The sequence below is a fragment of the Pseudomonas sp. RW10S2 genome (assembly GCF_014268985.1).
Taxonomy (GTDB): domain Bacteria; phylum Pseudomonadota; class Gammaproteobacteria; order Pseudomonadales; family Pseudomonadaceae; genus Aquipseudomonas; species Aquipseudomonas wayambapalatensis.
Genome location: NZ_JABWRO010000008.1, coordinates 52,197 through 74,230, shown reverse-complemented (window position 1 = coordinate 74,230; position 22,034 = coordinate 52,197). Strand labels below are relative to the sequence as shown.

Annotated in this window: 12 protein-coding genes; 4 read left to right on the top strand and 8 right to left on the bottom strand. The window is 65.3% G+C overall.

The genetic code is table 11. From position 1 onward, the window contains the following. The 5 genes from HU729_RS03555 to ccoN all read right to left on the bottom strand — a co-directional run. Positions 1–753: cbb3-type cytochrome c oxidase subunit I (locus HU729_RS03555; protein ID WP_186708406.1), on the bottom strand; the 753-nt coding region annotated here is incomplete at its 3' end. Positions 754–1,151: 398 nt separating this feature from the next. Beyond that, entirely contained in the window at positions 1,152–2,093 is a 942-nt protein-coding gene (ccoP, locus tag HU729_RS03550) for a cytochrome-c oxidase, cbb3-type subunit III (protein ID WP_186708404.1), read from the bottom strand. Continuing rightward, complete coding sequence (locus tag HU729_RS03545) at positions 2,090–2,281, bottom strand: cbb3-type cytochrome c oxidase subunit 3 (RefSeq protein WP_054894769.1); 192 nt, start codon at positions 2,279–2,281, stop codon at positions 2,090–2,092. The genes ccoP and HU729_RS03545 overlap by 4 nt, the downstream gene beginning before the upstream one ends. A 5-nt stretch (positions 2,282–2,286) precedes the next feature. Then, positions 2,287–2,895, bottom strand: coding sequence for a cytochrome-c oxidase, cbb3-type subunit II (gene ccoO / locus HU729_RS03540; protein WP_186666343.1), 609 nt, complete (start codon positions 2,893–2,895; stop codon positions 2,287–2,289). Positions 2,896–2,908: 13 nt separating this feature from the next. Further along, positions 2,909–4,333, bottom strand: a complete 1,425-nt coding sequence (gene ccoN, locus HU729_RS03535) for a cytochrome-c oxidase, cbb3-type subunit I (RefSeq protein WP_054894771.1) — start codon at positions 4,331–4,333, stop codon at positions 2,909–2,911. Positions 4,334–4,382: 49 nt separating this feature from the next. On the opposite strand from ccoN, the gene HU729_RS03530 reads away from it, so the two are divergent. Next, positions 4,383–5,075, top strand: a complete 693-nt coding sequence (locus HU729_RS03530) for an alpha/beta family hydrolase (RefSeq protein WP_238348294.1) — start codon at positions 4,383–4,385, stop codon at positions 5,073–5,075. A 41-nt stretch (positions 5,076–5,116) separates the two neighbouring features. Here the strand turns inward: HU729_RS03530 and HU729_RS03525 are convergent, their stop codons facing one another. After that, complete coding sequence (locus HU729_RS03525; protein WP_186708402.1) at positions 5,117–5,401, bottom strand: pyrimidine/purine nucleoside phosphorylase; 285 nt, start codon at positions 5,399–5,401, stop codon at positions 5,117–5,119. Between the two features lie 74 nt (positions 5,402–5,475). Then, entirely contained in the window at positions 5,476–6,015 is a 540-nt protein-coding gene (locus HU729_RS03520) for an exonuclease domain-containing protein (protein ID WP_186666339.1), read from the bottom strand. 205 nt (positions 6,016–6,220) lie between these two features. On the opposite strand from HU729_RS03520, the gene HU729_RS03515 reads away from it, so the two are divergent. Together HU729_RS03515 and HU729_RS03510 are read left to right on the top strand one after the other, a co-directional pair. Beyond that, on the top strand, positions 6,221–7,021 hold the full coding sequence (locus HU729_RS03515) for a transporter substrate-binding domain-containing protein (protein ID WP_186708400.1): 801 nt from the start codon (positions 6,221–6,223) through the stop codon (positions 7,019–7,021). A 64-nt stretch (positions 7,022–7,085) separates the two neighbouring features. Beyond that, positions 7,086–8,108, top strand: a complete 1,023-nt coding sequence (locus HU729_RS03510; protein ID WP_186708398.1) for a GNAT family N-acetyltransferase — start codon at positions 7,086–7,088, stop codon at positions 8,106–8,108. 74 nt (positions 8,109–8,182) lie between these two features. On the opposite strand, the gene HU729_RS03505 is transcribed toward HU729_RS03510, so the two are convergent. Continuing rightward, entirely contained in the window at positions 8,183–8,716 is a 534-nt protein-coding gene (locus HU729_RS03505; RefSeq protein WP_186666333.1) for an RNA polymerase factor sigma-70, read from the bottom strand. A 317-nt stretch (positions 8,717–9,033) separates the two neighbouring features. Here HU729_RS03505 and HU729_RS03500 point away from each other — a divergent pair, with 317 nt between their 5' ends. After that, on the top strand, positions 9,034–21,987 hold the full coding sequence (locus tag HU729_RS03500; RefSeq protein ID WP_186708396.1) for a non-ribosomal peptide synthetase: 12,954 nt from the start codon (positions 9,034–9,036) through the stop codon (positions 21,985–21,987). The last annotated feature ends 47 nt before the right edge of the window (positions 21,988–22,034 follow it).

Sequence of the window (22,034 nt, the reverse complement as noted above, 5' to 3'; positions counted from 1 at the left end):
CAGGGTGATCAGCGCCCAGAAGTGCACGATCGACAGGCGGTAGGAGTAGATCGGCCGCTCCGCCTGCTTGGGCACGAAGTAGTACATCATCCCCAGGAAGCCGGTGGTGAGGAAGAAGCCCACGGCGTTGTGGCCATACCACCACTGGATCATCGCGTCGGTGGCACCGGCGTAGGCTGAGTACGACTTGAACAGGCTGACCGGCAGCGAGATGTGGTTGACGATGTGCAGCATCGCGGTGACCACGATGAAGGCGCCGTAGAACCAGTTGCCCACGTAGATGTGCTTGGTCTTGCGCTTGACGATGGTGCCGAAGAACACCACGGCATAGGTGACCCAGACGATGGCCAGCAGGATTGCGATGGGCCATTCGAGCTCGGCGTATTCCTTGGTGGTGGTGTAGCCCATCGGCAGGGTGATCAGCGCGCCGAGGATCACCGCCTGCCAGCCCCAGAAGGTGAAGGCGGCCATGCCGTCGGAGATCAGCCGGGTCTGGCAGGTGCGCTGCACCACGTAGTAGCTGGTGCCGAACAGGGCACAGCCGCCGAAGGCGAAGATCACCAGGTTGGTGTGCAGCGGGCGCAGGCGTCCGAAGCTGGTCCAGGGCAGGTCGAAGTTGAGCTGCGGCCACACCAGTTGCGATGCAATGAAGACGCCGAGGCCCATGCCAAGGATCCCCCAGACCACCGTCATGATGGCGAACTGGCGGACGACCTTATAGTTATAAGCAGTCGGACTGATTGCTGTGCTCATGCTAAGGTTCCACGGTTTGGGTGTTCTTGTTGGTGGAAAAATCGGCGCCAGTCTCGATAGCCGCAATGGCTATGGCAACGCAAGGTACCCTGCGCCGACCCGTGTCCATACCCTGCCCACCACCGTCCCGTGGCGTTTCGGGTCGAACGATTGTACACAAATAAATATCTGTAATGTGTACCGTTTTTCACCTTTTTCTGATCGATCGGTCAAGCTTTTTTTTGGATGCCTTTTTGGCGCGCGGCGTCAGGCAATGCGCCGCGTCGATGGCATCGCTACAACGCGAGGCCACTGTGGCAACAAGCTTAGTTCCGTTCGGAGGGGGTGCAAGGGAGGGGGAGCGGCGCGCCCCTGTGGGAGGGCGAGCCGCCGCTCCCACAGGAGGGATTTGCGGGGTATTACTTGGCTGTCAGCGTTTCAGCATTTTCATCATGGGACAGGCTATACACATAAGCCGCCAGCAGGTGCACCTTGTCGTTGCCCTGGATCTCGGCCTGAGCCGGCATCTGGCCCTGGCGACCATAGCGGATGGTCTGCTGCAACTGGGCGAAGCTCGAACCGTAGATGAACGCCTGCGGGTGGGTCAGGTCGGGGGCGCCCATGGCCGGGGTGCCTTTGCCTTCCGGCCCATGGCAGGCCACGCAGTTGCTGGCGAAGATTTCCTTGCCCTTGGCCATGTCGGCTTTGATCCCTTCAGGCAAGCTGCGCCCGTCCAGGTTGCTCAACACGAAGGCGGCCACATCCGCCACGCCCTGCTCGCCGATCACCTCGGCCCAGGCTGGCATCACGCCATGGCGGCCGTTCATGATCGAGGCCTTGATGGTCTCGGGTTCACCGCCCCAGCGCCAGTCCTTGTCAGTCAGGTTGGGGAAACCATAGGCCCCTTTGGCGTCCGAGCCATGGCACACCGAGCAGTTGGAGGCGAACAGGCGTGCGCCCATCTTCAATGCCTGCGGATCCTTGGCCACTTCCTCCACCGGCATGGCGGCGAACTTGGCGAAGATCGGCCCGAAGCGGGCATCGGCCTTGTCCATTTCTTTCTGCCATTCGTTGACCTGGGTCCAGCCGTTCTCGTAGCCGGGCAGGATGCCTTTCCAGTTACCCAGGCCCGGGTAGAGGATCAGGTAGCCCACCGAGAACACCAGGGTGCCGACGAACAGCCAGAACCACCATTTGGGCAGCGGGTTGTCGTATTCCTCGATCCCGTCGAAGCTGTGGCCCATGGTCTGGTCGCTGGTGTCGTGGCTCTGGCCCTTGCGTGTGGCGAGCAGCAACCAGGTCAGGCCGATCAGGCTGCCGATGGTCAGTACGCTGATGTACGTACTCCAGAAGGTGGTCATTGCCCGTTACTCCTCATGGCAGGTTCCTGCCCGGCAGGGGGCAGGCGGTCGTCGTCGAAGGGCAGCAGGCGCGCTTCGGCGAAATCACGGTCGCGGCGGCGGTTGAACACCCAGAGCGACAGGCCGATGAAGGCGATCATCACCACCAGGGTGCCGAGGCCGCGGATCATGCCGATGTCGAATTCCATCGTGTTCACCTCTTGTTCTTGATCGAGGTGCCCAGCACCTGCAGGTAGGCGACCAACGCATCCATCTCGGTCTTGCCCTTGACCGCGTCGCGGGCGCTGGCGATGTCCTCGTCGGTGTAGGGCACGCCGAGGGTGCGCAGTACACGCAGCTTGGTGTCGGTGTGGCTGTTGTCGACCGGTTGTGCGACCAGCCACGGGTAGGCCGGCATCTTCGATTCCGGTACCACGTTGCGCGGGTTGTACAGGTGCGCGCGGTGCCAGTCGTCCGAGTAGCGTCCACCGACGCGAGCCAGGTCCGGGCCGGTACGCTTGGAACCCCAGAGGAAGGGGTGGTCCCACACGCTTTCACCGGCCACCGAGTAGTGGCCATAGCGCTCCGTTTCGGCGCGGAACGGACGGATCATCTGCGAGTGGCAACCTACACAGCCTTCGCGGATGTAGATGTCACGGCCTTCCAGTTGCAGCGCGGTGTAGGGCTTCATGCCCTCGACCGGCTTGTTGGTGACGTCCTGGAAGAACAGCGGGACGATCTGCGTGAGGCCGCCGATGCTGACGGCGAACACCATCAGCAAGGCCAGCAGGCCGACGTTTTTCTCGATGACTTCATGTTTCATCAGGCGTGTCTCCTCAAGCCAGCTGGGCGTTCGCAGGGGCGGCGTCGAGCGCTGGCGAACGCACGGTGCGCCAGGTGTTCCAGGCCATCAGGAACATGCCGCTGAGGAAGATCGCCCCGCCGACGAAGCGCACGATGAAGCCGGGGTGGCTGGCCACCAGGGTTTCGACGAACGAGTAGGTGAGCGTGCCGTCGCTGTTGACCGCGCGCCACATCAGGCCCTGGGCGATGCCGTTGACCCACATCGAGGCGATGTAGAGCACGGTGCCGATGGTCGCCAGCCAGAAGTGCGCGTTGATCAGGCCGATGCTGTGCATCTGCTGCTTGCCGAACACCTTGGGAATGGTGTGGTACAGCGCGCCGATGGAGATCATCGCCACCCAGCCCAGGGCGCCGGCGTGGACGTGGCCGATGGTCCAGTCGGTGTAGTGGGAGAGGGCGTTGACGGTCTTGATCGCCATCATCGGGCCTTCGAAGGTCGACATGCCGTAGAACGCCAGCGACACCACGAGGAAGCGCAGGATCGGGTCGCTGCGCAGTTTGTGCCAGGCACCGGAGAGGGTCATCATGCCGTTGATCATCCCGCCCCAGCTCGGTGCGAGCAGGATCAGCGACATGATCATGCCCAGTGACTGGGCCCAGTCGGGCAGGGCGGTGTAGTGCAGGTGGTGGGGGCCGGCCCAGATGTACAGGGTGATCAGCGCCCAGAAGTGCACGATGGACAGGCGATAGGAATACACCGGTCGCTCGGCCTGCTTGGGCACGTAGTAGTACATCATCCCCAGGAAGCCTGCGGTCAGGAAGAAACCTACGGCGTTGTGGCCGTACCACCATTGCACCATGGCGTCGGTGGCCCCGGCGTAGACCGAGTACGACTTGGTCAGGCTGACCGGCATCTCCAGGTTGTTGACGATGTGCAGGATCGCCACGGTGAGGATGAAGGCACCGAAGAACCAGTTGCCCACGTAGATGTGCTTGGTGGTGCGCTTCATCAGCGTGCCGAAGAACACGATGGCGTAGCAGACCCAGACGATGGTGATCAGGATGTCGATCGGCCATTCCAGTTCGGCGTATTCCTTGGAGCTGGTGTAGCCCAGTGGCAGGCTGATTGCCGCCAGCAGGATCACCAGTTGCCAGCCCCAGAAGGTGAATGCGGCCAATTTAGGCGCGAAGAGGATGGTCTGGCAGGTGCGCTGCACCGAATAATAGGAGGTGGCGAACAGGGCACAGCCACCGAAGGCGAAGATCACTGCGTTGGTGTGCAGCGGTCGCAGACGGCCGAAGCTGGTCCAGGGGAGGTCGAAGTTGAGGCTCGGCCACACGAGTTGCGCGGCGATGAAGACACCGAGCCCCATGCCGACGATGCCCCACACCACCGTCATGATGGCGAATTGGCGGACCACCTTGTAGTTGTAGGCGGTACTGCTGGTTGTGTTCATGTATGGGTTCCCATCCACGGTTATAGGCAGGCTAAACAGCGAGGCAAGCATGAAAGATGGGCAATGTGCCGGTATTGACGGGGATCAATGGGCCCAAGTGGGAAATGTCCCAGGCTTGCGCGTCGATCCTCCGCAAATCCGGGGCGATCAGGGGCGTTCCTGCACACTGATCCTGGCCCACGGCGCGGGGGCGCCGATGGACAGCGCGTTCATGGACGAGATTGCGCAAAGGCTGGCGGGGCTTGGGGTCGGGGTGATCCGCTTCGAATTTCCCTACATGGCCGAGCGCCGCATAAACGGCGGCAAGCGTCCGCCCAACCCGCAGAAGGTGCTGCTCGAGTGCTGGCGCGAGGTGTATGGGCAGGTGCGACCATTGGTCACGGGCACCTTGGCCATTGGCGGCAAGTCCATGGGCGGGCGCATGGCCAGTTTGCTGGCCGATGAGTTGGAGGCGGATGCGCTGGTGTGCCTGGGGTATCCGTTCTATGCCGTGGGCAAGCCGGAGAAACCGCGGGTCGAGCATCTGGCCGGGCTGAAGACGCCCACGCTCATTGTCCAGGGCGAGCGGGATGCGCTGGGCAATCGCGAGGCGGTTCAGGGGTATGAACTGTCAACGGCGATCGAGGTGAACTGGCTGGTGGCGGGGGATCATGATCTGAAGCCGCTGAAAGCTTCAGGGTTCAGCCATGAGCAGCATCTGCAGGCGGCGGCTGAGAAGGTGGCGGGGTTTCTGAAGGGTTAGCGCTGGATTCTTCGCGGGCAAGCCCGCGAAGAGCCTGATGCTTAGTCGCGATACTCGCACAGGTAAGCGGTATCGACCTTCACCTGCAGCTGGAACTTGCTGTCGGCCGGCACATTGAACTTGTCGCCTGCGTTGAAGGTTTCCCAGTTGTCGCTGCCCGGCAGCTTGACGATCAGGGCGCCGCACACCACGTGCATGATCTCGCGCTTGGCGGTGCCGAACTCGTATTCGCCCGGGGCCATCACGCCCACGGTGGCCGGACCTTCTTCGCCTGCGAAGGCGATCGACTTGACGGTGCCGTTGAAGTACTCGTTGACCTGGAACATGGGCGACTCCTGAACAGAAGGGCTGAAAAAAGGCTGGCCAGTATGCCCAAGCCCTGCGCGGTCGTCATCTGCTTTCAGGTGAGGCTCAAGGGCAGCAACCGTGCGGTATTGCGTGCATCCTCCAGCGCCCGGTGCTGTTGCCCGACGAACTGCATGCCGGCCAGTTGCAGTGCACCGTTCAGGCCGGTGGGACGCTGCAGGTGACGGGCCTTGGCGAAGCGCTGCTTGAGATTGATGTGCGGCAATTGCGCCAGCAGGCTGTTGACCTGGTGCTGCTGCCATTCCTGCAGCAACTGCTGGCGGTCGTAGTCGCCCCAACTGACCCAGGCCTGCAACTGCGCCCGATGATGGCCCAGCCAGCGTTCGAACTGCTCCCAGATCTCGGCGAACGACGCCGCGCTGTCGATACTGGCCTGGCCGATGTGCGTCAGCTCACGGCAGAAGGGTGTCAGTTGCGGACGCCGCCGCGGCTTGACGAAGCGCTGGAAGTGATCGACCTCGCGACCTTCGCGAGTGACCAGGCTTGCGCCGATTTCAATGATTTCCATCTCGGTGACCGGCCAGCCACCGTCGTCGGTGGTGGCTTCCAGGTCGATGACCAGCCAATGGCCCATACCAGGCTCCCTTGCAAGACGCTGTGGTCCGCGGCGTCGGACGAGAGAGCAGGGCCGCGGGCCCCTAGAGCGTAGCCAATCCAGAACCCTTACGGCATCCCCTGGCAGAATGCCGCTATTTTGGCATAACCAGCGGTTGTGCCCTGACAGGAAAACGCCTAGCTTAGGCGCATCAAGGTCCAAACCCGTGATTTGAGTGCCTCACTTGACGCCACCGCCCGCCCTCAAGGCCCTGTCATCCCTGATGATGCTCGCTGCACTGTGGCTGGCCGGGCCGGCCTGTGCCGCCGACGTGGTGGAGGTGCGGATCGGGGCCGCGCATTTCCCGCCTTACACGGTGCGTCCGGAGCAGGGTGCCGATACAGGGTTGCTGCCGCAGTTCGCCGAGGCGCTGAACCAGCTCCAGGCTGGTTACCGTTTCGTTCTGGTGCCAACCTCGATCCCGCGCCGCTTCGGTGATTTCCAGCAAGCGCGCACCGACATGGCGATCTTCGAGAACCCGCAATGGGGTTGGCAGCAGATCCCGCACACGGCGGTCGACATGGGCCTGGAAGATGCCGAGATCTTCGTCGCCCATCGTCAGGCCGGGCGTGACCAGCATTATTTCGATGACCTCAAAGGCAAGCGCCTGGCGTTGTTCAACGGCTATCACTACGCGTTTGCCGATTTCAATCCCGACCCCGAGTACCTGAAGAAGACCTTCCGGGCCATCCTCTCGTACTCCCACGACAGCAACCTGTCGATGGTGCAACGCGAGCGCGCGGACATTGCCCTGGTGACCCGCTCGTACCTGAGTGACTACCTCAAGCGCAACCCGACCAAGGACAGCGAGCTGCTGGCCTCGGAGCGGGTCGATCAGGTCTACCATCACTATGCACTGCTGCGCCCTGGCGCGCCGATCCGCGCCGAAGCCTTCGCCCAGCTGATGCAGCGCCTGCGCGACAGCGGTGAGCTGGCGGCGCTTTTCGGCCCTTATCGGATCACCGTGCAAACGCCGCGCAATTAAATTCCCGGGCTGCGATCACGTTCAGACACTTGAGTGTGATCCCATTTTTCCGTGAGCCATGACCATGCCTTTCGATGCCGCTTCGACGCCGCTTTCCCTTCCGCGATGGCACAGCCTGCAAGGTGACGAGACCGCTTCCCGGTTGAGTCTGACCCTGGAGGGCCGCCCGCTGATCCAGGTGCGCCTGGTGCCCGCCGACCCCGTGCAGGTTCACCTGGAAACCGTCTGCCCGGATCGCGGCGCCCAGGCCCTGTGGGCCGCCTGCTACTGGCTGCTGTCGCGCGATCCCGCCTGCCAGCGCCTGGCCTGGCATTTGCCGAAGACGCCAGCGTGGCTGCCGGCGCTGCTGGCGAGCGGCTTGCTGGTCGCCAGCGAGCAAGCGGACGTATTGATCTGCGAGCGGGCGCTGTTCTGGCAGTTGCCGCAGCCCTGGCTTGGCGAGGTACAGAGCGGTGTCTACCCGCAGCAGATGCAGATCAGCAACGGCAAGCGCCATCCGCGCCGCGCGCCCAAGCCCCGGGGCGAGGTGTATCGCCGTTTCGATGCGCGCCTGGGGGCGTGGGTGTCGCTGCGCACCCTGGAAGTCGAGCAGGACCTGGCGCGCTTCAACCGTTGGCAGAACGAGCCGCGGGTCGCGCACTTCTGGCAGGAACAGGGCAGCCTGGAGCAGCACCGCGAATACCTGAGCAAGCTCGAGACAGACCCGCACACCCTGACGCTCATCGGCTGTTTCGACGATGAGCCGTTCGCCTACTTCGAAGCCTATTGGGCCAAGGAAGACCGCATCGCGCCGTTCTATCCGGCCGATGACTACGACCGCGGTATCCACATGCTCGTGGGCGAACAGGCGCACCGTGGCCCGCACAAGGTGGCGAGCTGGATGTCGGCGCTGGTGCACTACCTGTTCCTCGACGACCCGCGCACCCAGCAGGTGGTCGCCGAGCCGCGCGCCGACAACGGCAAGATGATCGGCTACATGCACGATCAGTGCTTCCACTGCGAGAAAGAGTTCGATTTCCCGCACAAGCGGGCGGCGTTGATGATCCTGGGGCGTGAGCGCTTCTTCGATCGCTGCGCGCTGGTCTAGCGGCACGCAGGGCGTGGGCCGCTGGGCGGCCCGACCACGCTGGGCAGGTGCTGTACGCTGTACCTGTGAGGCGGTCAGCCCTCGGCCTGGCGGCTGTTCTTGCGGCAGTGGATCAGCGCGTCGCGGATCATGAAGTTGACCAGCGTCGGCGAGACCCCGAGCTCCTTGGCGATGTCTTTTTGCGGCACGCCGTGCAGGCGGTACATCTCGAACGCGTAGCGCGTGCGCTGGGGCAGCTCGTTGAGCGCTTCGGCGATGTGTTCGAGGGTCGCAAGGTTGATGTGGGTGGATTCTGGCGAGGCATTCTGGATCACCACATTCATGCCTTCTTCCTCGCTACCCGAGTACTTCAGCTCCATCGCCTGCTTGCGATAGTGATCGATGGCCAGGTTGCGCACGATCTGGAACAGATAGCTGAGCTGGGCCTTGAACGAGGACGTAATCTGCGGCGCGGAACCGAGCCGGAAGAAGGCATCCTGCACCACATCCTCGGCGCGCGACCGACAGCCCGTGATACGGGCGGCAATCTTGACGAGGATGCTGCGATTGTCGACGAACGCCTGGAGTAATGGTGAATCGCACTTACTTGTGGATAGTTGTTCCGCCATGGAAATCACCTTGTCTCTGTGGGGAAAGGGAGCACACCGTTTGGCGATGCTTCCTACGACGTGCGACAAACTATTCAGAATGATAATGATTGTCAAATACAGAAGTAAGTGAGTCTCTATTCGATTGCAGTCTAAGCTCCACCCCCTCCATGACCACTGTGTGAACGTCGTCCGCAGGCCAGCGACGTTTCTAATTATTTCTCCGGCCCATCCGTTCCCCTGTGTACATCCGGCCGCCGACTGCCGCCCGCCCTGCGTGCCTTGCGCACCTGGCCCGGCCCCGGCCCGACTTACCCAGACACTGGCAGGAACACTCCATGACGGACGCCTTCGAACTCCCGCTCACGCTGGTCCAGGCCCTGGCGCAACGCGCCGCGGCGACCCCGGACCGGATCGCCTTGCGCTTTCTGGCCGACGATCCCCGCGAACAGGCGGTGCTCAGCTACCGCGAGCTGGACCAGCGCGCCCGTACCATCGCCGCCGCCCTGCAGGCCCGTGCCGCATTCGGCGACCGCGCGATCCTGCTGTTCCCCAGTGGTCCGGACTATGTCGCGGCGTTCTTCGGCTGCCTGTATGCCGGGGTGATCGCAGTGCCGGCCTATCCGCCGGAGTCTTCGCGCCAACACCATCAGGAGCGCCTGCTGTCGATCATCGACGATGCCCAGCCGCGTCTGCTGCTGACGGTAGAAGCGCTTCATGACAGTTTGCAGGGCCTCGACGCCCTGGCGACGGACGCAGCCCCAGGCCTGCTGGCGGTGGACCGCCTGGCCCCGGAATTGGCCGACGACTGGCGTGAGCCGGCGCTGGCCGGCGAGCACATCGCCTTCCTGCAGTACACCTCCGGCTCCACCGCACTGCCCAAGGGGGTGCAGGTCAGCCATGGCAATCTGGTGGCTAATGAGCAGTTGATCCGCCAGGGCTTCGGCATCGACCTCAACCCCGACGACGTGATCGTCAGCTGGCTGCCGCTGTACCACGACATGGGCCTGATCGGCGGCTTGCTGCAACCGATCTTCAGCGGCGTGCCCTGTGTGCTGATGTCGCCGGGCTACTTCCTTGCCCGGCCCCTGCGTTGGTTGCAGGCGATCAGCGAATACGGCGGCACCATCAGCGGCGGTCCGGATTTCGCCTATCGCCTGTGCAGCGAGCGGGTCAGCGAAGCGGCCTTGGCCGGGCTCGATCTGAGCCGCTGGCGCGTGGCCTACTCTGGTTCCGAGCCGATCCGCCAGGACAGCCTCGAAACCTTCGCCAGCAAGTTCGCCGCCTGCGGCTTCCAGGCGAGCAGCTTCTTCGCCAGCTACGGGCTGGCCGAAGCCACGCTGTTCGTCAGCGGCAGCCGACGCGGCCAGGGCATCGGCGCGCTGGAGCTCGATGCCGAGGCCTTCGCCGCCAACCGCGCCGAGTCTGGCAAGGGCAGCGTGCTGATGAGCTGCGGCTATCCGCAGCCGGGCCATGCGGTGCGTATCGTCGAACCGCAGCAACTCGCTGTGCTGGGCGATAACCGGGTGGGTGAAATCTGGGCCGGTGGCCCAAGCATTGCGCTGGGCTACTGGCGCAACCCCGAGGCCACGGCGCGTACCTTTGTCGAGATGGACGGCCAGACCTGGCTGCGCACCGGCGACCTGGGCTTCATGCGCGATGGCGAGGTGTTCGTCACCGGGCGGCTGAAGGACATGCTGATCGTGCGTGGCCAGAATCTCTATCCGCAGGATCTGGAGAAGACCCTCGAACGTGAGGTCGAGGTGTTGCGCAAGGGGCGCGTGGCGGTGTTCGCCGTGGACGACCGGGGCGAAGAGGGCATCGGCGTGGCGGTGGAAGTCAGCCGCAACGTGCAGAAGGCAATGCCCCCCGAGGCGCTGATCAAGACCCTGCGCCAGGTCATCGCCGACGCCTGCCGCCAGGCGCCGGCGGTGGTGTTGCTGCTCAATCCGGGGGCACTGCCCAAGACCTCCAGCGGCAAGCTGCAGCGCTCGGCTTGCCGCCTGCGCATGAACGACGGCAGCCTCGATTGCTACGCCCGCTTCCCGGCCGATGAAGCATCCGCCGAGCAAGGCACCTCAGGCGATGCCCTGCAGGCGCGCATCGCGACAGTGTGGCGCGAACTGCTCAAGGTGGAGGCGGTGGCGGCGGACGATCACTTCCTGCTGCTGGGCGGCAACTCCATCGCCGCCACCCAGGTCACCGCGCGGCTGTCCGACGAGCTGGGCATCACGCTCAGCCTGCGTACCTTGTTCGAGGCGCCGGTATTGGCCGACTACAGTGCCGCGGTGGCTTGCGTGCTGGAGCAGGGCGGGCAGGGCACCGGTGCCATCGCCACCCTCGACCGCGCCAAGGCATTGCCGCAGTCGCTGGCGCAGAACCGCTTGTGGTTGCTGTGGCAACTTGAGCCCCAGTCCGCTGCCTACAACATTCCAGCCGGCCTGCACCTGCGTGGCGAGTTGGACGAGGCGGCGCTGCAGGCGAGCTTCCAGGCGCTGGTCGAGCGCCACGAGTCCCTGCGCACCCGTTTCAGCGAATTGGATGGCGAGGCCCTGCAGCATGTGCTGGCGCACGCCGAATTTACCTTGCAGCGTGCCGATCTCGAGGGGCTGGACGCCAGCGAGATCGCCAACCGTCGCGAACATGAGGCCCGCCAGCCGTTCGACTTGCGCGAGGGCCCGCTGCTGCGCGTGACCCTGGCACGCCTGGGCGATGAGGAGCACCAACTGTGGGTGACCCTGCATCACATCGTCGCCGACGGTTGGTCGCTGAATATCCTGCTCGAAGAGTTCGCCCGACTCTACGCCGCACATTGCCAGGGCCAGCAGGCCAGTCTTGCGCCGCTGGCGCTGGGTTACGCCGACTACGGCACCTGGCAGCGCCAGTGGCTGGCAGAGGGCGAGGCTGCGCGCCAGTTGGAATACTGGACGGCGCAACTGGGCGACGACTTGCCGGTGCTCGACCTGTGCACCGACCATCCGCGCTCGGCACTGCGCGAGCAGCGTGCCGCGCGCCTGAATATGAAAGTGCCAGCCAAGCTCGGCGAAGCGCTCAAGGGCCTGGCCCGTGACCAGCAGGCGAGCCTGTTCATGGTCCTGCTGGCGGGCTGGCAAGCCTTGCTGCAGCGCTACAGCGGCCAGTCCGACATCCGCGTCGGCGTCCCCAACGCCAACCGCCCGCGCCTGGAGACCCAGGCCATGGTCGGTTTCTTCATCAACACCCAGGTCATGCGTGCCGAGTTCGACGGCCGTACGCCGTTCGACCAGTTGCTGGCCCAGGTGCGCGAACGCACCCTTGGCGCCCAGGCGCACCAGGACCTGCCATTCGAACAACTGCTCGAAGCACTGCCACAGGCTCGCGAGCAGGGCCTGTTCCAGGTCATGTTCAACCACCAGCAGCGCGATCTGTCCGCGCTGCGTCGCCTGCCCGGCCTGCTTGCCGAAGAACTGCCCTGGCACAGTCGCGAGGCCAAGTTCGACCTGCAACTGCACAGTGAGGAAGATCACCAGGGCCGGCTGACACTGGCCTTCGACTACGCCGCCGAGCTGTTCGAAGCCAGCACGGTCAAGCGTCTGGCCCAGCACCTGCTGGCGCTGCTCGAGCAGGTCTGCGCGCAGCCGCAACTGGCTGTGGGCGAGGTACAACTGCTGGATGAGCCAGCCCGCGCACAACTGCTCGCCTGGGGCCAGGCGCCGGTCGAGCCCGCCAAGACCTTGCTGGTCGAGCAGCTCAACGAACAGGCACGCCTGACACCGGAGCGCATCGCCCTGGTGTGGGAGGGCGGTCAGCTCGACTACGCCAGCCTGCACCAGCAGGCCAACCGTCTGGCCCACTACCTGCGTGACAAGGGTGTCGGCCCGGACACATGCGTGGCCATCGCTGTAGAACGCTCGCCGCAACTGCTGGTCGGCCTGCTGGCGATCCTCAAGGCGGGCGGCGCCTATGTGCCGCTGGACGTCGACTACCCGGCCGAACGCCTGGCCTACATGCTCGCCGACTGTGGCGCGGGCCTGCTGCTGAGCCAAAGTAACTTGCTCGAGCGCCTGCCCCAGGTCGAGGGCGTCAGTACCATCGCGCTGGACCAGTTGCACCTGGACACCTGGCCCAGCCAGGCCCCAGGCCTGCACCTGGAAGGCGAGCACCTGGCCTATGTGATCTATACCTCCGGCTCCACCGGCCAGCCCAAGGGCGTGGGCAACACCCACGCGGCCCTGGCCGAACGCCTGCAATGGATGCAGGCCACCTATGCGCTGGACGAGCACGACGTGCTGATGCAGAAGGCACCGATCAGCTTCGACGTGTCGGTGTGGGAATGCTTCTGGCCGCTGGTCACCGGCTGCCGCCTGGTGCTGGCCGGCCCCGGTGAACATCGCGATCCACAGCGCATCGCCGCGCTGGTGCAGCAGCATGGGGTGACCACGCTGCACTTCGTGCCGCCGCTGTTGCAGGTGTTTGTCCAGGAGCCGCTGGCCGCGGGTTGCACCAGCCTGCGTCGGCTGTTCTCCGGTGGCGAGGCGTTGCCTGCCAGCCTGCGCGACCGAGCCCTGGCGTTGCTGCCCCAGGTGCAGTTGCACAATCGTTATGGTCCGACCGAGACCGCGATCAACGTCACCCACTGGCACAGCCAGCGCGAGGATGGCGAGCGCTCGCCCATCGGCCGTCCGCTGGCCAATGTGCTGTGCCGTGTGCTGGATGATGAATTCGAACTGACCGCACCGGGCGTGCCGGGCGAGCTGTGCCTCGGTGGCGCAGGCCTGGCCCGTGGCTACCTTGGGCGCCCGGGCCTGACCGCCGAGCGTTTCGTGCCGCAGCCCGATGGCGACGGCCAGCGTCTGTACCGCAGCGGCGACCGCGCGCGCTGGCTGGTGCACGACGGTGCGCTGGAATACCTCGGGCGCCTCGACCAGCAGGTCAAGGTGCGCGGCTTCCGCGTTGAGCCTGAAGAGGTCCAGGCGGTGCTGCTGGCCCAGCCAGGTGTCGAGCAGGCGCTGGTGCTGATTCACCGGGACGCCGTCGGCGCGCAGTTGGTCGGCTACTACAGCGGTGTCGAGCAGAGTGCCGCCTTGCTCGCTACCCTCGGCGCGCAACTGCCCGCCTACATGGTGCCAGCGCAGTTGGTTCACCTGGCGCAGATGCCACTGGGCCCGAGCGGCAAGGTCGATCGCAAGGCGTTGCCGACGCCGGTCTGGCAGCAACGCCAACACGTCGAACCGCAGTCCGCGCTGGAGCAGCAGGTGGCGGCGATCTGGCGCGAGGTGCTGAACCTGCCCCGGGTAGGCCTGCAGGACGACTTCTTCGCCCTTGGTGGCCACTCGCTGCTGGCCACCCAGATCGTTTCGCGCTGCCGTCAGGCCTGCGACGTCGAACTGCCGCTCAAGGCGCTGTTCGAGGCCAGTGAGCTGGGCGCGTTCTGCGCCGAGATCGCGCGGATCCGCGCCAGCGGTGGGTGCAACCTGCAGGGCGAGATCGCCCGAGTCGACCGCCGTCAGGCCGTGCCGCTGTCGTACTCGCAACAGCGCATGTGGTTCCTATGGCAGATGGAACCGGACAGCCCCGCATACAACGTCGGCGGCATGGCGCGTCTACGCGGCGCGCTGCATGTGGACGCCTTCGAACGTGCCCTGCAGGCGTTGATCGTACGCCACGAAACCCTGCGCACCACCTTCCCCAGCATCGACGGCAAGCCCTACCAGTGCGTGGCCGACGACAGCAGCCTGCACCTGGACTGGCAGGACTTCAGCACGCTGCCGGCCGACAATCGCCAGCAACGCCTGCAGCAATTGGCTGACGAACAGGCGCACCAGCCGTTCGACCTGGAGCGTGGTCCGTTGCTGCGCGCCTGCCTGGTCAAGGTGCAGGAGCGTGAGCACTATTTCGTCCTGACCCTGCACCATATCGTCACCGAGGGTTGGGCGATGGACATCTTCGCCCGCGAGCTGGGCGAGCTCTACGAAGCCTTCGTCGACGAACGCGAATCGCCGCTGGCGCCGCTGCCGGTGCAGTACCTGGACTACAGCGTCTGGCAGCGCCAGTGGCTTGAAGGCGGCGAGGGCGCGCGCCAGCTAGACTACTGGAAAGCACGCCTGGGCGACGAGCACCCGGTGCTGGCACTGCCGACCGACCGCCCGCGCCCGGCGGTGCAGAGCCATCGCGGCGAGCTGTACCGCTTCGACCTCGACCCGGCGCTGGTCGAGCGTGTGCATGCGTTCAACAGCCAGCGTGGGCTGACCCTGTTCATGACCATGACCGCCTCGCTGGCCGCCCTGCTGCACCGCTACAGCGGCCAGCGCGACCTGCGTATCGGCGCGCCGGTGGCCAACCGCATCCGTCCGGAAAGCGAGGGGCTGATCGGTGCCTTCCTCAACACCCAGGTGCTGCGTTGCGAACTGGATGGGCAGATGAGCGCCGCCGCGTTGCTCGAGCAGATGCGCCAGACCATCATCGACGGCCAGTCGCACCAGGACTTGCCGTTCGAACAATTGGTCGAAGCCCTGCAGCCGCCGCGCAGCAGTGCCTACAACCCGTTGTTCCAGGTGATGTGCAACGTGCAGCGCTGGGTTTTCCAGCAAAGCCGCACACTGGCGGGCATGCAGGTGGATTACCTGGTCAACGACGCCAGCGCCACCAAGTTCGACCTGTACCTGGAAGTCACCGACCTGGACGGCCGACTGGGCTGCTGCCTGACCTACAGCCGCGACCTGTTCGATGAGCCGCGCATCGCGCGCATGGCCGAACACTTGCAGCAGTTGCTGGCTGCGATGCTGGACGATCCGCAGCAGCGCCTGTGCGAACTGCCGATGCTGTCGGGCGCCGAGCTGCAGGAGCTGGTCGGTCAACTTCAGGGCGAGCAGGACTTCGACCTCGACCAGACCCTGCACGGGCTGTTCGCCGCCCAGGTCGAGCGCACGCCCCAGGCACTGGCGCTGACCTTTGCCGGCCAGCACCTGAGCTACGCCGAACTCGATCAGCAGGCCAACCGCCTGGCCCGTGCCCTGCGTGAGCGGGGTGTCGGCCCGCAGGTGCGGGTGGGCCTGGCGCTGGAGCGCTCGACGCAGATGGTGGTCGGCCTGCTGGCGATCCTCAAGGCCGGTGGTGCCTATGTGCCGCTCGATCCGGAATACCCCCTCGAGCGCCTGCACTACATGATCGAGGACAGCCGCCTGGGCCTGCTGATCGGCCAGCGCGACTTGCTCGCGACCCTCGGCGAGCTGCCGGCCGGTGTGCTCACCTGGAGCCTGGAGGACGACGCCGCATCGCTGTCTGCCTACAGCGATGCGCCACTGGACAACCTCAACCTGCCGCAGCACCAGGCGTACCTGATCTACACCTCCGGCTCAACCGGCAAGCCCAAGGGCGTGGTAGTCAGCCATGGCGAGATCGCCATGCACTGCCAGGCGGTGATCGCCGACTTCGGCATGCGCAGCGACGATTGCGAGCTGCATTTCTATTCGATCAACTTCGATGCGGCCAGCGAACGCCTGCTCACGCCGCTGCTGTGCGGTGCACGGGTGGTGCTGCGTGCCCAGGGGCAATGGGGCGCAGAAGAGATCTGCGACCTGGTGTGCGAGCAGCAGGTGAGCATTCTCGGTTTCACCCCGAGCTACGGTAGCCAGTTGGCGCAGTTCCTGGCCGCGCGTGGCGAGCAACTGCCGGTGCGTCTGGTGATCACCGGCGGCGAGGCGCTGACGGGCGAACACCTGCAGCGCATCCGTCAGGCCTTTGCTCCGCAGCAGTTCTTCAATGCCTACGGCCCGACCGAAACCGTGGTCATGCCGCTGGCATGCCTGGCACCCGAAACCTTGTCAGCCGATGCGGGCAGCGTGCCGATTGGCCGCATGATCGGGGCGCGCACCGGCTACATTCTCGACGAGGACCTGGCGCTGTTGCCCCAGGGTGGCATTGGTGAGCTGTATGTCGGTGGCGCGGGCCTCGCCCAGGGCTATCACGACCGTCCGGGGCTGTCGGCCGAACGTTTCGTCGCCGACCCCTTCAGCCATGACGGTGGCCGGCTGTATCGCACCGGCGACCTGGTGCGCCTGCGCGCCGACGGGCTGGTCGAGTACATCGGCCGGGCTGACCAGCAGGTGAAGATCCGTGGTTTCCGCATCGAGCTGGGCGAGATCGAAAGCCGCCTGCAGGAGCACGCCGCTGTCGAGGAGGCCGTGGTCCTGGCCCTCGACCTGCCGGGCGGCAAGCAACTGGTGGGCTACCTGGTCTGTGATCAGGCCAAAGGTGGCAGCGAGGCCCAGGCGCACCTGCGCGAGGCGGTGAAGGCCCATGCCCGCCAGCACCTGCCTGACTACATGGTGCCTGCGCACCTGGTGCTGCTCGAGCGCCTGCCGCTGATGGGCAATGGCAAGCTCGACCGGCGGGCGCTGCCAGCGCCGGACCTCGAGCAGGCACACCAGCTTTACCAGGCGCCGACCAATGAGCTGGAGACGCAGTTGGCGCAGATCTGGTGTGAGGTGCTCAACGTTTCCCGCGTGGGGGTACAGGACAACTTCTTCGAACTGGGCGGTGACTCGATCCTGTCGATCCAGGTGGTCAGCCGCGCCCGTCAGTTGGGCCTGCAGTTCACCCCGCGCGACCTGTTCCAGCACCAGACCATCCAGACCCTGGCAGCCGTGGTCACCCATGGCGCGGCGCCGACGCATGTGGAGCAGGGGGCGCGTCAGGGCCGTATCGGTCTGACGCCGATCCAGCATTGGTTCTTCGACAGCGAGGTGCCACAGCCACAGCACTGGAACCAGGCGGTGCTGCTGCAAGCACGCAAGCCGCTGCACGCCGAACGGCTGGAGACTGCACTGGCGGCGCTGGTGCAGCATCACGACAGTCTGCGCCTGCGCTTCCTCCAGGCCGCAGATCGCTGGCAGGGCGAATACGACCAGGCGAGTGCCCAGCCGCTGCTGTGGACGGCGACAGTCGGTGACTTCAGTGATTGCCAGGCGCTCTATACCGACGTGCAGCGCAGCCTCGACCTGCAGCAAGGGCCCCTGTTGCGCGGCCTGTTGCTGACCGATGGCGCAGGCGAGCAACGCTTGCTGCTGGCCATCCACCACCTGGTGGTCGACGGCGTGTCCTGGCGTGTGTTGCTCGAAGACCTGCAGGCGCTGTATCGCGGTGAAACCCTGGCGGCCAAGACCCATGCCATGGGCGACTGGTCGGCGCGCCTGGCCAGCTATGCCGGCAGCGACTCGCTGCGTGACGAGCTGGACTGGTGGGAGGGGCAACTGGGACGTGTGCGCCGCGAACTGCCGTGCGATCACCCGCAGGGCGGCAACCTGCACCGCCATGCCCGCACCCTGGCTATCGAGCTCGACACCGAGCAGACCCGCCAACTGCTGCAGCAGGCACCAGCGGCCTATCACACCCAGGTCAACGACTTGCTGCTGACCGCCCTGGCCCGCACCCTGAGCCACTGGAGCGGCGATGAGCAGGTGCTGGTACAGCTTGAGGGGCATGGTCGCGAAGGGCTGTTCGAAGACATCGACCTGACCCGCAGCGTCGGCTGGTTCACCAACGCCTATCCGCTGAGCCTGAGCCCGGCAGCCGGTAACAACGATGCCGCGCGCAGTGCTTCGATCAAGGGCATCAAGGAACAACTGCGCCAGGTGCCGCACAAAGGGCTGGGGTATGGCGTGCTGCGCTACCTGGCCGATACTGCGGGGCGTGAGCGCATGGCGGCGTTGCCACAGGCGCGCATCACCTTCAACTACCTGGGGCAGTTCGATCAGCAGTTCGACACCAATGCCGTGTTCCAGCCGCTGGATACCCCGGCGGGCCTGGCCCATGACCTGGATGCTCCACTGCCCAACTGGCTGAGCGTGGATGGCCAGGTCTATGGTGGTGCCTTGCAACTGCGTTGGACCTTCAGTGCCGAGCGCTACGACGAAACGACCATCGCCGAGCTGGCCGAAGCCTATCGCCAGGAACTGCTGGCGCTGGTCGCCCACTGTCTGGCCGAGGGCAACGGTAGCTTCACGCCGTCGGACTTCCCGCTGGCCCAACTGACCCAGGAGCAGATCGATACCTTGCCGGTGCCGGCAGCCGAAATCGAGGATGTCTACCCGCTGACGCCGATGCAGGAGGGGCTGCTGCTGCACACCCTGCTAGAACCGGGCACCGGCATCTACTACATGCAGGACCGCTACCGCATCAACAGTGCGCTGGACCCCGAGCGCTTCGCCCAGGCCTGGCAGGCGGTGGTCGCACGCCATGAGGCGCTGCGCGCATCGTTCAGCTGGAACGCGGGTGAAGCGATGCTGCAGATCATCCACAAGGCGGGCAAGACCCAGGTGGACTACCAGGACTGGCGCGAGCTGGACGACGCCAGCCAGGAGCAACGCCTGCAGGCCCTGCACAAGCAGGAGCGCGAAGCCGGATTCGAGTTGCTGCGCGAGGCACCGTTCCACCTGCGCCTGGTGCGCGTGGCCGATGAGCGCTACTGGTTCATGATGAGCAACCATCACATCCTCATCGATGCCTGGTGCCGCTCGTTGCTGATGAACGATTTCTTCGAGATCTACCAGGCGCTGGGCGAAGGCCGTGCCGCGCAGCTGCCGGTGCCGCCGCGCTATCGCGACTACATCGGCTGGCTGCAGCGCCAGGACCTGGACGAGGCGCGCCGCTGGTGGCAGGCCAACCTGGCCGGTTTCGAACGCGCCACGGCGATCCCCAGCGACCGCCCGCTGCGCCATGACCACGCCGGTGACGGCATGATCGTCGGCGACTGCCATACCCGCCTGCAGGTGAGCGAGGGCGCGCGTCTGCGTGAACTGGCCCAGGCTCATCAACTGACCGTCAACACCTTCGCCCAGGCGGCCTGGGCACTGGTGCTGGCCCGCTACAGCGGCGAGCGCGACGTGGTGTTCGGGGTGACCGTTGCCGGTCGCCCGGTGAGCATGCCGCAGATGCAACGCACGGTCGGGCTGTTCATCAACAGCATCGCCTTGCGTGTGCAGTTGCCGGCGGCCGGCGAGCGCCAGAGCGTGCGCCAGTGGCTGCAAGGCCTGCTCGATCGCAACATGCAGTTGCGCGAATACGAGTACCTGCCGCTGGTGGCGATCCAGGAATGCAGCGAACTGCCCAAGGGCCAGGCGCTATTCGACAGCCTGTTCGTGTTTGAAAACGCGCCGGTCGAGAGCAATGTGCTCGACCACGCCCAACACCTGAACGCCAGCTCCGATTCGGGCCGTACCCACACCAACTTCCCGCTGACGGCGGTGTGCTACCCGGGCGATGACCTGGGCCTTCACCTGTCGTTCGACCAGCGCTACTTCGACTACCCGACCGTCGAGCGCCTGCTGGCCGAGTTCAAGCGCCTGCTGCTGGCGTTGGTCGAAGGCTTCGAGGGTGAGGTGCAGGCACTGCCACTGCTGGGGGCCGACGAGCAGCGCTTCCTGCTCGAGGACTGCAACCGCACCGAGCACGCCTACACCCTGGAGCAGAGCTACGTCGAGCTGTTCGAGGCGCGCGTTGCAGCGCACCCCGAGCGTATCGCTGCCCGTTGCCTGGAGGCGTCCTACGACTATGCCGGGCTCAACCTCGCCGCCAATCGCCTGGGGCATGCCCTGGTCGCGGCCGGTGTGAGCATCGATCAGCCCGTCGCCCTGCTGGCCGAGCGTGGCCTGCCGCTGTTGGGCATGATCGTTGGTAGCTTCAAGGCCGGTGCGGGTTATCTGCCGCTGGATCCGGGCCTGCCATCGGCGCGTCTGCAGCGAATCGTCGAGCTCAGCCGCACGCCGGTACTGGTGTGCAGCGCCGCCTGTGCCGAGCAGGCGGGCCAGTTGCTCGACGAACTGGGTGGGGCGGTGCGGCCGAAACTGCTGGTATGGGAGGATATCCAGGCCAGCCAGGTCGCGGGCCACAACCCCGGTATCTACAGCGGGCCGGACAACCTGGCCTATGTGATCTACACCTCGGGCTCCACCGGGCTGCCCAAGGGCGTGATGGTCGAGCAGCGCGGCATGCTCAACAACCAGTTGAGCAAGGTGCCGTACCTGGCGCTGGACGAACACGACGTGATCGCCCAGACCGCCTCGCAGAGCTTCGATATTTCGGTGTGGCAGTTCCTTGCCGCGCCGCTGTTCGGTGCCAGTGTCGAGATCGTGCCGAATGCCATTGCCCACGATCCACAGGGCTTGCTGGCGCATGTCCAGGCTCGTGGTATCACCGTGCTGGAAAGCGTGCCTTCGTTGATCCAGGGCATGCTGGCCAACGACCTCCAGGCGCTGGATGGCCTGCGCTGGATGCTGCCGACCGGCGAGGCGATGCCCCCGGAGCTTGCGGCCCAGTGGTTGGAGCGCTATCCGCAGATCGGCCTGGTCAACGCCTATGGCCCGGCCGAATGTTCGGACGATGTGGCGTTCTTCCGTGTCGATACCGATTCGACCCGCGGCAGCTACCTGCCTATCGGCACCCCGACTGACAACAACCGCCTGTACCTCTATGGCGAAGAGCAGACGCTGGTGCCGTTGGGCGCAGTGGGCGAGCTGTGCGTGGCCGGTACGGGTGTCGGGCGTGGCTATGTCGGTGACCCGGTGCGTACGGCCCTGGCGTTCATCCCGCATCCACACGGTGCTTCGGGCGAGCGGCTGTATCGCACCGGCGACCTGGCGCGGCGCCGTGCCGATGGTGTGCTCGAATATGTAGGGCGCATTGACCACCAAGTGAAGATCCGCGGCTACCGTATCGAGCTTGGCGAGATCGAAGCGCGCCTGCACGAGCAGCCGCAGATTCGCGATGCGGCAGTCGGTGTCCAGGAAGGCGCCAATGGCAAGCACCTGGTCGGCTACCTGGTTGCCCACCAGGGCGTGATAGCGGATGCCGGCCTGCTCGAGCAGATCAAGCAGCGCCTGCGCGCCGAGTTGCCGGAGTACATGGTGCCGCTGCACTGGGGTTGGTTCGACAAGCTGCCGCACAACGCCAATGGCAAGCTCGACCGCAAGGCACTGCCGGTCATCGAGGTCGGTGGCCAGCACAGCCAGGACTACCTGGCTCCGCGCAGCGAGCTGGAAGAGACCCTGGCCGCTATCTGGGGCGAGGTGCTCAAGGCTGAGCGGGTCGGGGTGCGCGACAACTTCTTCGAACTGGGCGGGCATTCATTGCTGGCCACGCAGATCGCCTCACGCGTGCAGAAGCGCCTGCAACTGAATGTGCCGTTGCGAGCGATGTTCGAGTGCAGCACCGTGGAAGAGTTGGCGGTGTATGTCGAAGGGTTGCAGGGTAGTGCGCTGGATGAGGAGAAGGTGGATCGGTTGAGTGATCTGATGGCGGAGCTGGAGGGGTTGTAATCCAGTTGAGCTGGATATGTAGTGCTGTGGCTGTGCCAAGGGTTGGA